This window comes from Mycobacterium sp. SMC-8, from assembly GCF_025263565.1.
Lineage (GTDB): Bacteria > Actinomycetota > Actinomycetes > Mycobacteriales > Mycobacteriaceae > Mycobacterium.
Map to the genome: position 1 here is coordinate 6,244,513 of NZ_CP079865.1, position 12,612 is coordinate 6,257,124.

Consider the following 12,612-nt stretch of genomic DNA (forward strand, 5'->3'; position numbering starts at 1 on the left):
ATCCGTTTCCACTGCCGGCATGCGCTACGCTATCGGAGCCCAACGGCGCAGCTGTTCAGCTCGCGCCCCCGTAGCTCAGGGGATAGAGCGTCTGCCTCCGGAGCAGAAGGCCGCAGGTTCGAATCCTGCCGGGGGCACCCTGTCTACCAGGCAATATACCCGAAACGGGGATGGCCTACCCCTTATCTGCCCCTAAGGGTCCGCGACCGATGGCCCCAGATCGTTAGCTGACACCCATCGAATAACAAGCCTGGCATTCGAGTACTAACGGGGGTACTATCGACGCAAGGCATGGCGTCCCTTTAGCCGTCGCGGAGATAATCAATCCGAAGACCGCGCCAGAATCGAATCTAATGATGCAATTCTGTCGAAAAGGTCCAAAGCCCATCATGGCAAAATCAGCTATTCCTCGCCGCTTTGTAAACACGGTCGAAGCTGCCGAATATTTCGGAGTCCATCCGAACACTATTCGCAATTGGCTTGCAAAAGGTGCGATAAAAGCGCACCGCTCGCCTGGCGGACGGCAATACATGTTCGAGCTTAAAGAGCTTGAAACGCTCGTTTCTGGCACCAACGCGTGAGCGCGGCCCGCCAAGCGGGCAGTTCTGCGGATTTCACGATTCCCGACGTGGGAGGACTGTCCCTAGCCCGGATTTTTCGTCGAGGGTGATGGCAGTCGTGCGTTGAGATGCGATTGCGTCGCGAATCCGGTTGTGTGGTTCTGGGTATGGCGGGGTGGTCCCGTGTCGCCGGGTGGTGCGGGCTTTCCCAGTGCCGGTGGGTCTTTCGTGGTCGGTGGGTCAGGGGGCTTCGGTCATCGGAAGGCGGTGCGGATGGCTTGCCAGGCGGCCGCGATCTGGGCGGCCCAGCGCCAGGTGGCGTCGATACGTAGTCGGGTTCGGCGGGCGCCGCGGGTGATCCGGGCGGCCACGTGCAGGACCCGGTAGCGGAAGGTGGCGATCTCGGCGCGAGCCAGACCGGTGTGCTCACGGAATCCCAGAAGTCGGCACCAGGTGACCAGGTCGGCTGCGGCCAGGACGATTTCGAGCCAGGCGGCGTTGGGCCAGAAACCGTGGCACGGCAGATTCCGCAGTCCGGCGGCTTTGAGATCGCGGATGCGGTCCTCGACGCGAGCATGTTGGCGATGCCGTAACTCCAGGCCCGCGACCTGTCCAGGGACAATGCCGGGTTCGGTGTCGGTGATGAACGCGGTGACGCGCATGCCGTCGGCGTCGGTGAACCGCAGTTGTGCACCGGGGTGGGGGCGTTCTTTACGCAGGATCAACCGTGTCCCAGGCGGCCAGGAGTCCAGGTTGACCAAGGTGGTGGCCTCGGCGACCCAGGCGCCGTCGCGGATCCCGCCTTCGGTGTCGACTGCTGGGTACCAGCCGTCGGCGAGGTTGAGGGTGTCGACGGCATCTTGGACGCGGGTATCGACGGGATAGCCGAAGGAGAATCCCACCCCTGATCGCGGCAGGCGTCGGCGAATTTGTGGGTGGCTCCGGCGGTGTCGCAGCGCACCAGAACTCTCGGCTGGTCGGGATCATCGCCAGCACTGGGGTCGGGTCGCCATCGTGGCGGCAACGCTGCCAGCGCCTGCGCCAGGACGATGATGTGGTCGGAGGCGGTGTTGGAGCCGGCGTTGCCGGTGCGCAGCAGCCCGGCCAGGGCTTCGCCGCCGGCGATCTCGGAGCGATCCAGAAACGCCAGCAGCGGGTGATGGCCGAAGGTCTTCTTCCACGTCGGCGTGGCGCCGTGCTTGTTGTCGGAGTGATCGATGACCAGGGTGGCGTCGATGTCGATGTGCAGCCACTCGCCGGCAGTTGGGGCGGCGCCGGCAGCCCACGCTGCTGCTCGCGCCGCGGACCGGGCTGCTCGCACGGCAGGCAGGTGGGCGGCGTCGATGCGCTGATCCACCAGCCGCCACATGGTGGTCGTGGAGGCTTTCGCGCCGAAGGCGTGTTCACGGTCGCCGCAGAGTTGGCCCACGGCGTCGATGCAGTCTGCGCCGTCGGCGACCGCGGCGGCCAGATCGGCGAACACCTCGCCGGGCGCGTACACCCACGGGCCGCGGTAGGTGTCGGCCAACGCGGCAGTGACCTGCGTCGATAGCCCGGTTCGGTCGGCGAGTTCCCGCAACATCGCCATCCCGGCATGCGACACGACGCCCTGGCCGTCGGCGGACACTTTGACCCTCGATGCGGCCGCGATATTCTTCACCTGCGAGGTGCCTTCCCGCTGGAACGATTGAACCCTAGAGAAGTCCAATTATTCCTTGCAGGACAGGCACTTTCGCGTATCTACACCCCATCGAACGCAAACTTCCGCGAAAAATCCGGGCTAGGGCGTGTCTGCTTAATGTGAACGATGTTGTGCCTGATGCTGTTTAAGTGTTACGGACTGATGTGATTTCTGATGACTTGTGGTCGGTGATTGAGCCGGTACTGCCTTCGGGTCGACGGCGCGGGCGGCCGTGGAACGATCATCGGGTGACGCTGGAAGGAATTATCTGGCGTTACCGGACTGGATCTCCGTGGCGCGATCTGCCCGCGCAGTTCGGCGCCTGGCAGTCGGTGGCTGAACGTCACCTGCGGTGGTCCACCGACGGCACCTACGCGCAGATCTTCGCAGCGATCTCCCGTGACATCGATGTCGATGACGCTGACGCTGAGCTGGTCGAACTGCTGCTGGCGGTGGATTCGACCAGCGTGCGTGTACATCAGCATGCCGCTGGTGCCCGCCCTGGTCGCCACACAGGGGGATCTGTCGAATTACAACAAACACCCCGATGAGCCCGATGACCATGCCATCGGCCGTTCACGCGGCGGGCTGACAACGAAGATCCACGCGCTGGCCGATCAACGCTGCAGCGCGGTCACCATGGCACTGTCGCCGGGGCAAGCCGGCGACAACCCGATGCTGTGGCCACTGCTGACTGCCCATCAGGGCCCAAAGTTTCGGCTACTCGCCGATAAGGCGTACTCCCATGACTCGACCCGAGCCCGACTGCGCCAGCTCAAAATCGCCCACACCATTCCCGAGCGCAGCGACCAGATCGCCCGCCGAAAGAGCCGGGGAAGCAAAGGCGGACGGCCACCGGCGTTCTCCGGGCGAATCTATAAGCACCGCAACACCGTCGAGCGATCCTTCAACCGCTTCAAGCACTGGCGAGGTATCGCCACCCGATACGACAAATACGCGCTGAGCTACCTCGGGGGCGTCACCCTAGCTGCGATCATCATCTATCACCGCGTCCGCAATTAACAGACACTACCTAGTTGAAGCTGCGTTGGCTTACGCCAAAGCTGGCCTCTACGTTCTGCCCGTTGCGCGCGGCAAGCATCCCGGCAGTTACGTCGGTAAGGGTTGGCCGGATCAAAGCACAACGGACGCCGATCAGATTTCCGATTGGTGGGATCGCTGGCCCGACGCCGGTATCGCGATCCATGCTGGCCCGTCTGGACTGACGTTTTTCGATCTGGACAGAGACAGGATTCCCGCTGAGCTGTCGTGGCTCAAAACGGGAATTGTGCAGTTCTCCCGTGCGGCGAATCTGAACAGCGACCGCGGACACTATGGGTTTTACACCGGAGACGAGATTTTCACTTCCGGTGATCTGACGACGAGCGACGGTAAATCTGTCGGCGACATTCGTTCGGGTAATTCAGTTGTGATCGCAGCGCCGTCACAGCACATGAAATCTGCCGATGGCGGCCAATACCGTTGGCGCACAGAAGATATCAGTTCTGCGATTCCGAAACTGCCCAGTGAAGCGCGCAAACATCTGCGTCTGCTCGGTACTCGAAAACGCAGCAACAACCCAGACAACACCGCCATGGCGGGGTATGTGGTTGAGGCCAGCGACGAAGCAGTCAGTGAATCAATCGCAAAGTGGCAAAACGAATCTCGCCCAAAGTCGCTAACAGCAATTGCAAGCTGGATTAAGAGCGCAGAAACCGCAACGCGAAATCGGACGCGTGATGGGCTGCGCGTCGCAGCGGCAGAGTCGCGCATCGGTTTCTATCCGCTGGCAGACGCGATCACTCAGATTCGTCAGGCCATGATCGCGAGCTACGAAGCGCGCGGGGAATCTGACAAGTTCGATGAGGGCGAGTTTCAGCGTCTTGTGAAAAACGGCGTCGGTTGCGCGATGACGCGAGAGACCGACGAGATTTCAGCCGAAGCGAACCGCGACTACGGTTCGCACCACGTAGCGAGCGATTTTGAAGACGACGTAGCGCGCGAACTTCGCAACCTTGAAATTCGCGCCGAAGCGAGGAAGCGATTCGACGGCAGTAGGCGTGCACCCTTTGCCCGATCTGTGACCAACTTGACGAGCTTTCTAGCCCAACCGTCGAATCCGACGCCGATGCGGATTGAAAAGCTCATGCCTGACGGTGGTCGCGTCGTGTTCTCGGCACCCTACAAAGCGGGCAAGACGACCACAGTCGGAAACCTCATCCGCTCACTGGTCGATGGTGATCGATTTCTCGATGTCTTCGAAGTGAAAAAGCCTGCGCAACGGTTGGTGCTGATCGACAACGAGCTGTCTGCGGACATGGTTAGGGACTGGATTCGTGACCAGGGCATCCGCAACACGGACGCCGTCGCAGACGTGATTTGTTTGCGCGGCGAAGTGTCCATGTTTGACATTCTAAATAAAGAACGTCGGGGCGAGTGGGCGAAGTGGTTGCGTGAACTTGGTTGCGATTACCTGATTTTCGATTGTTTGCGGCCAGTTCTCGACGCACTGGGACTAGACGAAAATCACGACGCCGGAAGGTTTCTCACTGCTTTCGATGAGTTGCTGGCCGAAGCAGGCACAGGCGGCGACGCAACGATTGTTCACCACATGGGCCATAGCGGCGAGCGCTCGCGCGGTGACAGCAGGATTCAGGACTGGCCGGATGCAATCTGGAAGATCGTGCGGCAGGACCCCAGCGACGAAACATCGCAACGCTACTTTTCCGCTACTGGGCGTGATGTCGAAGTGTCCGAAGGGCAGTTGATCTACGACAAGGCCACTCGACATTTGACATATTCCAACACGAATCGAAGCGAATCAAAGCAACAAATAAAAGCGTCCGCTGCGCACGGACAAATCCTGTTGCTACTTAAGCAGGCCGGAAAAGACGGTCTGAGTGCAAAATCCATCGAAGACCAGGCGATCAAGGTTCCTACCGTCACGCGCCAAGCTGTCAGAAGCGCGCTAGAGCAAGGGGAAAAATCGGGAGAACTCGCAGCCTGGAAAGGGAATCGCAATGCGAATATGTATGCACTTGGTTCAATTGGGGCCGACGATGATTGAGCAATCCGGCACCTATGTCGGCGGCAATTCAGTTCGCCAAAACGGTCGGCGAACTGAATCTAGTTCGCCAGTTCGCCAAACGGGCCGCGAAAAATCGGCGAACTGGAAACCGTCGCTGACCTGCACTGATGCAGCCAGTTCGCCAGTTCGCCGCAGTTCGCCGAAAAGTACCAGTAGTTCGCCAATCCCCATCCCTTAAGGGATGGCGAACTGGCGAGGATCAACAGAAATAGGAGAGAGCAAAACATGAAAATTGAACGAAAGTATCTACAGCCCATTTTGCGGACAATGACAGTGTCGGTATTTGCATCGTTGCCGACTGCGTGGCCTGAGTATTTGCAAGAGTGTGGGGGCGATGGAATCGTCGTTGCGAAGATCAACCCAAATGCAAATCATCTTTTCAACGATGACGACGTTATTGCACGCGGGTTGGTATTCATGCCAGACGATGATGCAGAAGAAAGTCATTTGCGTCGGTTGACGATCCGTGAAAAAGATTTAGACATTGATTCTGAGTACGTCGCAAAAGCCATCAATCGGCTTTCGTCCGAAGACGCGTTCAACGCATGGCTGGCTGATCGCGATGTAGTGAGCGACCGTATCCACGCAACCTATACCGCTCTGGCGGCTCTGGTCGCTGCGCCCGTGGTCGATCTGAACGACATCTGGCGAGCACTGCGCCGATGACTGTGCCCACCTGCAGTGCGCTCGACTGCGGCGGCATCGCTGACGACCGCACCGGGTGGTGTGCCGCTCACCGCAGAGCGTTGACATTCACCGCCAAACTGTCAGATGCACTCAGCGAGTTTCTGCACAAACAGGATGGCGGGTATTTGCAAAGCGGTGTGCGGCTCACACCAGAGAACGTGCACAACGTCGAACTAGCAGGAACCCACATCGCGCACGGGCTCGCGTGTCTGATGTACGCGTGCTTCGAATCGGACGTGATCGGCTATGACGAAACGCCAATCAGGCTCAATAGCTACTCGATAGGCGAAGCCACGCCCTGGCGTATCGACATTAAATGGAAAGCTGGACAGCTTGAGCCGTTTGACGATTGGCCCGACGAAGAATCAGATGAGTTTGATAACGACGAAGAAGACGAACCATGACTATGAGGCCATGCATCAAATGTGGTGAACCCTCGAACAGCGAACGATGCGAACAACATAAGCTACGCGGGAAAGACAAGCCTAATGGTGGACGGCATATACTGAGCGCACGCGAAAGAGGGTATGACAATGCGTGGCGTCGATTATCAGAGCGTGCACGAAAGCTGCAACCGTGGTGCGACCAATGTGGCGCGACTGATGACCTGCAAACCGACCATTCCGAAGAGGCTTGGAAACGTAAAGCCGCAGGTAAAGCCATACGACTGTGTGACGTTCGTGTGCTTTGCGGCCCCTGCAACCGTGCGGCTGGACCTGCGCGTGAATCGTCAAAAGCAGGGTAGGGGGGAATCCCCATAAAGGGAGGTTTGCGACCCGTCCGGTGGGGGCGAAGTTTTAGTTACACTTGATCATTTTAGCGATTTTGGAGTTTGAAAATGAGGGCAGGTCCAAAAGGGTCAGTTAAGGCCCCGCCGATTGATCTTTCTAGCTTGCCTGATGATCGCGCAGAACGCAGAGAGGTATTTATCGAAGCGTTCCTTATCACGCCGCGCGGAATTGGCGCAAAAGCGCCATTCAATCTGCGACTTTTCCAACGTGAAATTATTCAGGGTGCGTTTGCGCCAGGAATCCGTACGGGACTGGTGAGCATCGCGCGCGCGAACGGAAAGACGATGTTGGCCGCTGCGCTGAGTTTGGCTGAAATGTTCACGGGACCGCCGAGCGCCGAGGTACTAGTGGTCGCGTCAGATCAGCGCCAAGCTAACATTACGCTGAAATATGCCAGACGCATGGTTGAGCTGAATCCTGTTCTCGCAGAACGTGTTCAGGTCTACCAAGATCGGCTGTATCTGCCGGAAAACGATGCATCGCTACTTCTGCTTCCCGCTGAGCCTGGCGCTTTGCATGGGCATGACCCGTCGCTGATGCTCGTTGACGAACTGCACGTGGTCACCGAAGAGGTTTGGGAAGCTGTCACGTCGGTGTCTGGCAAGCGGCCCGAGAGTCTGACTCTGGCGATTTCGACGCCGGCCGATTCCGCCGATTCGGTGATGTGGCGTCTTGTCGAACACGGCAGATCGGGTACTGACGCATCGTTCTACTTTCGCGAGTTCGCCGCCCCTGACGGCTGCGCTGTTGACGACCGCGAAGCCTGGCGGGCTGCAAACCCGGCGCTGGCCGATCCTGAACCGTTCCTCTCCGAAGATGGCTTGGAAAGCGTTTTGAAGACGATTCGTGAGCCAGTTTTTCGCCAGTTGAGACTTGGACAGTGGATCACTGGCGTTAATGCGTGGTTGCCGTTTGGCGCGTGGGCTGATTGTAAAAAGCCGCGAATAGTCAAACCGAATGAACGCGTTGTTTTCGCTTTCGACGGTTCTGCATCTGGCGACAGCACCGCCCTGGTGGGATGCACTCTCGATGGCTATATCTGGCTGCAAGGAATTTGGGAAAATCCCGGTGATCGCGGTTGGCGGGTCCCGCGCGAAGAAGTTTCATTTGCGGTTGATTTAGCGTTTCGCGATTTCAACGTGGTCGAGTTGGCGTGTGATCCGTGGGGTTGGCAATCTGAGATTGAGCAGTGGGCTCAAAAGCACGGTGAGACAAAGGTTTTGGAGTGGAACACAGCTGCTGCGCAACGCATGGGACCGGGAACCGACCGCCTGTATCAGGCAGTGATGACCAAAGCTGTCACGCACGACGGCAACCCTGATCTGGCTGCGCATATCGAACATTGCGTGGCTAAGCGCACGCCGATGGGCGATTTGGTCAGCAAGGATAAGAAGAACTCGCCGCGTAAGATTGACGCCGCTGTGGCCGCAATTGTGGCGTACGATAGGGCTGCTTGGCATTCGAAAAAGACCACCAAGAAGCGCGCAGTTAGTTTTGCATCCTAGGACATATAGTGACCATTCCGTTAGTTCCGATTACGGCAGAAGACTATCTTCTGAAACTTCTGCATAAATTGGATGAGCCGTTGGCGCGATATTCGACAATTGATCTTTACTATTCTGGAAATCAGCCGTTGGCGTTCCTCTCGCCGGAATCGCGGATTGCGTTGGGCAACCGCTTCGGTCGCATGGCGTCGAACATTCCGCGCCTGGCGGTCACAGCGCTGACTGAGCGGCTGCAACTGACGGGTTTTTCCGATCCGGCGCTGTGGCCTGAGTGGCTGCGCAACGACATGGACCTTTTGAGCAACGTCGCCCATCGTGAAGCGCTGCTTTTCGGCGATTCCTACGTGATGGTTTGGGCGGATTCGCTTGGGAGACCGAAAGTTACGGTTGAAAGTGCCAAACAGGTCAGTTGCTTGTTCGATCCTGGCACGCGTGAAATCACGGCTGCGGTGAAGCGCTGGGAGACCGAAACGACAACCGAAGCGGTTCTGTATCTGCCAGATCGAATCATCCGCTTTTCGGCCAACCACACAGGCGCAATGCTCGGTTTCGAGGTAGTTGACGAAGTGCCGAATCCGCTGGGAATCGTGCCCGTGGTCAACCTCCGGAACTCAGATCGGATTTTGGACGACTACGGCGCCAGCGAGATTGACGATCTGATGCCACTCGTAGACGGATTGAACAAGAGTCTTGCCGACATGCTCGTCACGAGCGAGTACGTGGGCAGGCCACGACGCTGGGCTACCGGAATCGAACTTGAGGAACGCCCGGTAATCGATTCTGACGGAAACCCGGTTGTTGACGATGACGGCGAGCCGGTGACAGAAGCGGTCAACCCGTTTCCCGAAGGCAACCGGATGATGATTTCAGAAGCGGAGAACGCGAAAATCGGTCAGTTGTCCGCAGCCGATCTTGGCGGATACGAGGCGTCGGTTCGTGTCATGTTGGGTCAAATCATGGCTGTGTCAACGCTTCCCGCGCATTACGTGGGCGTGTTCACGGACAATCCGGCGAGTGCTGATGCGTTGCGAGCGTCTGAAGCGTCGTTGACCGCCCGCGCCGAAGCACGGCAATCCACGTTCGGTCGCGCATGGGAGAAAGTCGCAAAGCTGATGCTCGCTGTTCTCGATCAGGTTCCGCCGGAAGCGACTGACGACGTTGTGGTGTTTTGGTCCGAAGCTGGAACGCGCAGCATGGCTCAAGAGGCGGACGCCGCTGTGAAACTTTTCGAAGTTGGGCTACTCCCACGCGGGTTCACTCTGCGCAAGCTCGGATATTCCGACGAAGAGATACTAGAAATCGAAGCCGAGGTCAGATACGACGAATTGACCAAGGCCGAACCGCCCGATGACGCAATACCAACTGAAGAGATTCCCGTAACCGAGTAAGTGGAGATAGAGCAATGATTGTCAAAGACGAAACCGACGACGCTGGCACCACACCAACCGCCCTGGTGGTCACAGACGACCAAAGTGAAACTGGTGCGACCGATACAGGCGAGTTGGTCGAAGCCGCCGACGTAGACGACGAAACAGACTCTGAGACTGAGACTTTCAGTCGAACGTATGTTGAGAAGTTGCGTCGCGAGAACGCCGGATATCGTGAGCGTGCGAACTCTGCTGATGCGCTGGCGCAGCGTCTCCACACTGCGTTGGTTGCGGCAACCGGGCGTATGGCCGATCCGACCGATTTGCCCTTTGACGCAATACATTTGGACGACGAAGACGCTCTGACGACGGCAATTGACGAACTGTTGGCGAAGAAACCGCATCTGGCGTCACGGCGCGTTTCCGGTGATATCGGGCAGGGCAACCGTGGCAGTGCAGCAGATGCGCCGGTGAACCTCGCCGACATTCTGCGCGCGCGAGCGTAAAACGATGAAAGACAAGCTGATTAGCGTGCGAATACCTGATGATCTGCGCGACCGGATTAGGGCACAAGCACGCGCCGAGGGCGTGACAATGAGTGCATATGTTCGGCGGCTGATCAGTGATATAGTGGCGGCAACGCGCCCGATGCGCTAAACGCTTTGTACGTCCCGATGACGTGAGCGAATCAATCACCGATTCTTCTCATTTCTAGGGACTCATCATGGCCGTAAGTACCACTAGCGCAACCGAACTCACTCAAGAGCAAGTCGCAAAGATTCTGGTTAAGCCGCTTGAGGAAGCTGCAAAATTCCTCGCCGCTGGACCTCGCATTTTCGACACCGCTTCCCCGCTGCGCATCCCGAAATTGGGTGGCCCGACTGTCGTCAACTGGGTCGGTGAGAACGAACAGATCCCCGAAGCGAATCCCGACTTTGACGAGATTGAGCTTTTGCCGTCCACGATGAAATCGTTGAAGACGCTGACGCGGTATTCCAACGAACTGGCCCGCCAGAGCGTCGTTGCGTTGGACGCCGCGCTTCGGGATCGCCTCGTCACAGACGTCGCGGCCAAACTCGATTCTCAACTCTTCTCGGCTGCGGGCGATGGCGTAGTGACGCCGCAGGGACTTTTCGCGTGGGCCGGAACTCAGACGTTGGCGATCAACGGCATTCTTGAACTGGACGATCTGCACGACGCCGAAGCGATGGCCCTGGGCGAAAACGTCAACCCCGCTGGGCTCCGATGGCTGATGACCTCACGCGACTTGATTGATCTTCGGAAAATCAAGGCAACTGACGGAAACTACATCGTGCAACCCGACGTGACTGCCGCTGGCGGTTACACGCTTCTGGGCCATCCCGTAATCGTGTCTAATCGCGTTCCTGACGACACCGCGCCGACTCCCGATACCGGACGCGCCGCGTTGGTCGATTTTTCCCAAGTTGCGGTTGCGCGCGATGTTGCGCCGAGTGTGAAGATTCTCGATCAGACGTTTGGCGACTATGACCAAATGGCGATTCGCGTCGTCGCCCGGTATGACGCGAAGCCGCTCAACCCTGAAGCGGTTATCAAGTTGACCGGGATCACGATCTGAGCATGGCTGCGGTTACCGGTCAGCACGTCGCTGACTTTCTCGGCGGGGGCGGCGACTCCAGTCTCGTCGCTCTCGCCGAGACGCATGCGCGCACAGTGACACAATTCTGCCGTGCGTTCACCCGCGATGTGGGGTTTGCCGATGGAGTGCCGAACGACGAAATCGCATCGGTGATTCTGACGGCGGCTGCGCGGTTGGTTTCCAATCCGCAGCAGATCGCCAACGACGTTGGTGGCGTGTCGATTCGCGGCGGATTTCAGGGATTCAACCTCGCCTGTTGACCGTCCCTCTGTGTGACGACCACGGCGGGGGTGATCGTCATTGAAGTTGTCGAAATCCCGGGTCGGGGACGGCGGTCGTCTGCATCATCAGCGTGCCCACGAACGGACCCCGCGCTGGTCTGCTCGCGCAGAGTCCATTTCGGCTCCGGCGCGATGCCGAATCCCGAGATCGTCACAATCGGTGACGGCGGACGCGTCGATTCTGCGGTCGCCCAACACGAACTGACCCCTATCCCGGTTCCCGGGTGATAGGTAAGGCTGGTGGATCATGGACTGGCTCTGCGGTGATCGTCGCGCGCACCGGCGAACTGGCCGAGAAACTGCTCGCCGCCGGCGAACTCCGCTGCCCGCGGTGCCGCGACGGCCAGCTGACTTCTTGGGGCTACGGCAGGCGGCGCTCCGTGCGCGATCACGACGGGACCACGATCACGGTGCGCCCCCGCCGCACGCGATGCCGGTCCTGCTCGTCAACGCATATCGTGATGCCCGCCGCTCTGCAGCCACGCCATGCCGACACCACCGCAGTGATTGGAACAGCATTGCTGCACAAAGCAAATGGACTCGGACACCGGCGTATCGCGGCGACCATGGGGCGGCCGGTGTCCACCGTGCGCCGCTGGCTTCGCCGACTACCGCCAGAGCACCTGGACCGTCTCGCACGCGACGGGACCGAGCAGCTGCTCGCCCTGGACCCCGACACGTTCACCGCGCTGCGCTACCGAGGGAACATGTTGCACCACGCGCTGTCGCTGTTGTCGGCAGCGGCCTACTGGGACCGCCGCCGCTACGCCCTCGGTGAGCCGCCGTGGACCCTGATCGGGATGTACACCCGCGGCCGCCTTCTGGCGCCACCCGGCTGACCCTCCGACGTCCCCGCGCTGCCGCCGGGGGCGTCATCACCATGCCTGCCGACAGTCGTCACCATGACGACCACCGCGTCGCCGCGACGATTACCCCGTCACAATGCAGACCGACCCCCGAAATCACGTCTGCATCCACAGTGACGCCATCGTCTGCATCCTGAGCGACGGCCAACACTCGCCGAGCGGTTCGTG

At 59.2% G+C, this 12,612-nt stretch carries 11 protein-coding genes, 1 tRNA gene and 2 pseudogenes; 13 read left to right on the forward strand and 1 reads right to left on the reverse strand.

The window, feature by feature from the left end:
* Positions 1-64: 64 nt before the first annotated feature.
* Positions 65-137 (forward strand) — tRNA-Arg (locus tag KXD97_RS29960).
* Positions 138-389: 252 nt separating this feature from the next.
* Positions 390-581, forward strand: a complete 192-nt coding sequence (locus tag KXD97_RS29965; RefSeq protein ID WP_260754638.1) for a helix-turn-helix domain-containing protein — start codon at positions 390-392, stop codon at positions 579-581.
* 233 nt (positions 582-814) lie between these two features.
* Here the strand turns inward: KXD97_RS29965 and KXD97_RS29970 are convergent.
* A pseudogene (locus KXD97_RS29970) lies at positions 815-2,220 on the reverse strand (IS1380 family transposase).
* 170 nt (positions 2,221-2,390) lie between these two features.
* Here KXD97_RS29970 and KXD97_RS29975 point away from each other — a divergent pair.
* The 11 genes and pseudogenes from KXD97_RS29975 to KXD97_RS30020 all read left to right on the forward strand — a co-directional run bounded on the left by KXD97_RS29975 (position 2,391) and on the right by KXD97_RS30020 (position 12,417).
* A pseudogene (locus tag KXD97_RS29975) lies at positions 2,391-3,264 on the forward strand (IS5 family transposase).
* 25 nt (positions 3,265-3,289) lie between these two features.
* Positions 3,290-5,308, forward strand: coding sequence for a bifunctional DNA primase/polymerase (locus KXD97_RS29980; protein ID WP_260754639.1), 2,019 nt, complete (start codon positions 3,290-3,292; stop codon positions 5,306-5,308).
* Between the two features lie 246 nt (positions 5,309-5,554).
* Positions 5,555-5,995, forward strand: a complete 441-nt coding sequence (locus tag KXD97_RS29985; protein ID WP_260754640.1) for a hypothetical protein — start codon at positions 5,555-5,557, stop codon at positions 5,993-5,995.
* On the forward strand, positions 5,992-6,420 hold the full coding sequence (locus KXD97_RS29990) for a hypothetical protein (RefSeq protein WP_260754641.1): 429 nt from the start codon (positions 5,992-5,994) through the stop codon (positions 6,418-6,420). Before KXD97_RS29985 ends, KXD97_RS29990 begins: the two co-directional genes overlap by 4 nt.
* A 488-nt stretch (positions 6,421-6,908) precedes the next feature.
* A complete protein-coding gene (locus tag KXD97_RS29995; RefSeq protein ID WP_260754642.1) occupies positions 6,909-8,312 on the forward strand; it encodes a terminase large subunit domain-containing protein in 1,404 nt (467 codons plus the stop codon).
* A gap of 8 nt (positions 8,313-8,320) precedes the next feature.
* Positions 8,321-9,700: a phage portal protein gene (locus KXD97_RS30000; protein ID WP_260754643.1), complete on the forward strand. Its 1,380-nt coding sequence runs from the start codon at positions 8,321-8,323 to the stop codon at positions 9,698-9,700.
* A gap of 14 nt (positions 9,701-9,714) precedes the next feature.
* The gene (locus tag KXD97_RS30005; protein WP_260754644.1) at positions 9,715-10,185 is read left to right on the forward strand and encodes a hypothetical protein; all 471 of its coding nucleotides are present in this window, start codon (positions 9,715-9,717) and stop codon (positions 10,183-10,185) included.
* Positions 10,186-10,189: 4 nt separating this feature from the next.
* Positions 10,190-10,336 carry a YlcI/YnfO family protein gene (locus KXD97_RS33425; protein WP_396884606.1) on the forward strand — a complete coding sequence of 49 codons (147 nt, stop codon included), beginning with the start codon at positions 10,190-10,192 and terminating at the stop codon, positions 10,334-10,336.
* Positions 10,337-10,403: 67 nt separating this feature from the next.
* Positions 10,404-11,276 (forward strand): phage major capsid protein, encoded by an 873-nt coding sequence (locus KXD97_RS30010; RefSeq protein WP_260754645.1) that lies wholly within the window; start codon positions 10,404-10,406, stop codon positions 11,274-11,276.
* A gap of 2 nt (positions 11,277-11,278) precedes the next feature.
* Positions 11,279-11,557: a hypothetical protein gene (locus KXD97_RS30015; RefSeq protein WP_260754646.1), complete on the forward strand. Its 279-nt coding sequence runs from the start codon at positions 11,279-11,281 to the stop codon at positions 11,555-11,557.
* A 284-nt stretch (positions 11,558-11,841) separates the two neighbouring features.
* Positions 11,842-12,417 (forward strand): DUF6431 domain-containing protein, encoded by a 576-nt coding sequence (locus tag KXD97_RS30020; RefSeq protein ID WP_260751629.1) that lies wholly within the window; start codon positions 11,842-11,844, stop codon positions 12,415-12,417.
* Positions 12,418-12,612 lie beyond the last annotated feature (195 nt).

Coding starts and splice junctions, on each gene's coding strand:
- KXD97_RS30015 (WP_260754646.1), top strand. CDS start 11,279: ATGGCTGCGGTTACCGGTCAGCACGTCGCTGACTTTCTCGGCGGGGGC.
- KXD97_RS30005 (WP_260754644.1), top strand. CDS start 9,715: ATGATTGTCAAAGACGAAACCGACGACGCTGGCACCACACCAACCGCC.
- KXD97_RS33425 (WP_396884606.1), top strand. CDS start 10,190: ATGAAAGACAAGCTGATTAGCGTGCGAATACCTGATGATCTGCGCGAC.
- KXD97_RS29985 (WP_260754640.1), top strand. CDS start 5,555: ATGAAAATTGAACGAAAGTATCTACAGCCCATTTTGCGGACAATGACA.
- KXD97_RS29965 (WP_260754638.1), top strand. CDS start 390: ATGGCAAAATCAGCTATTCCTCGCCGCTTTGTAAACACGGTCGAAGCT.
- KXD97_RS30010 (WP_260754645.1), top strand. CDS start 10,404: ATGGCCGTAAGTACCACTAGCGCAACCGAACTCACTCAAGAGCAAGTC.
- KXD97_RS29990 (WP_260754641.1), top strand. CDS start 5,992: ATGACTGTGCCCACCTGCAGTGCGCTCGACTGCGGCGGCATCGCTGAC.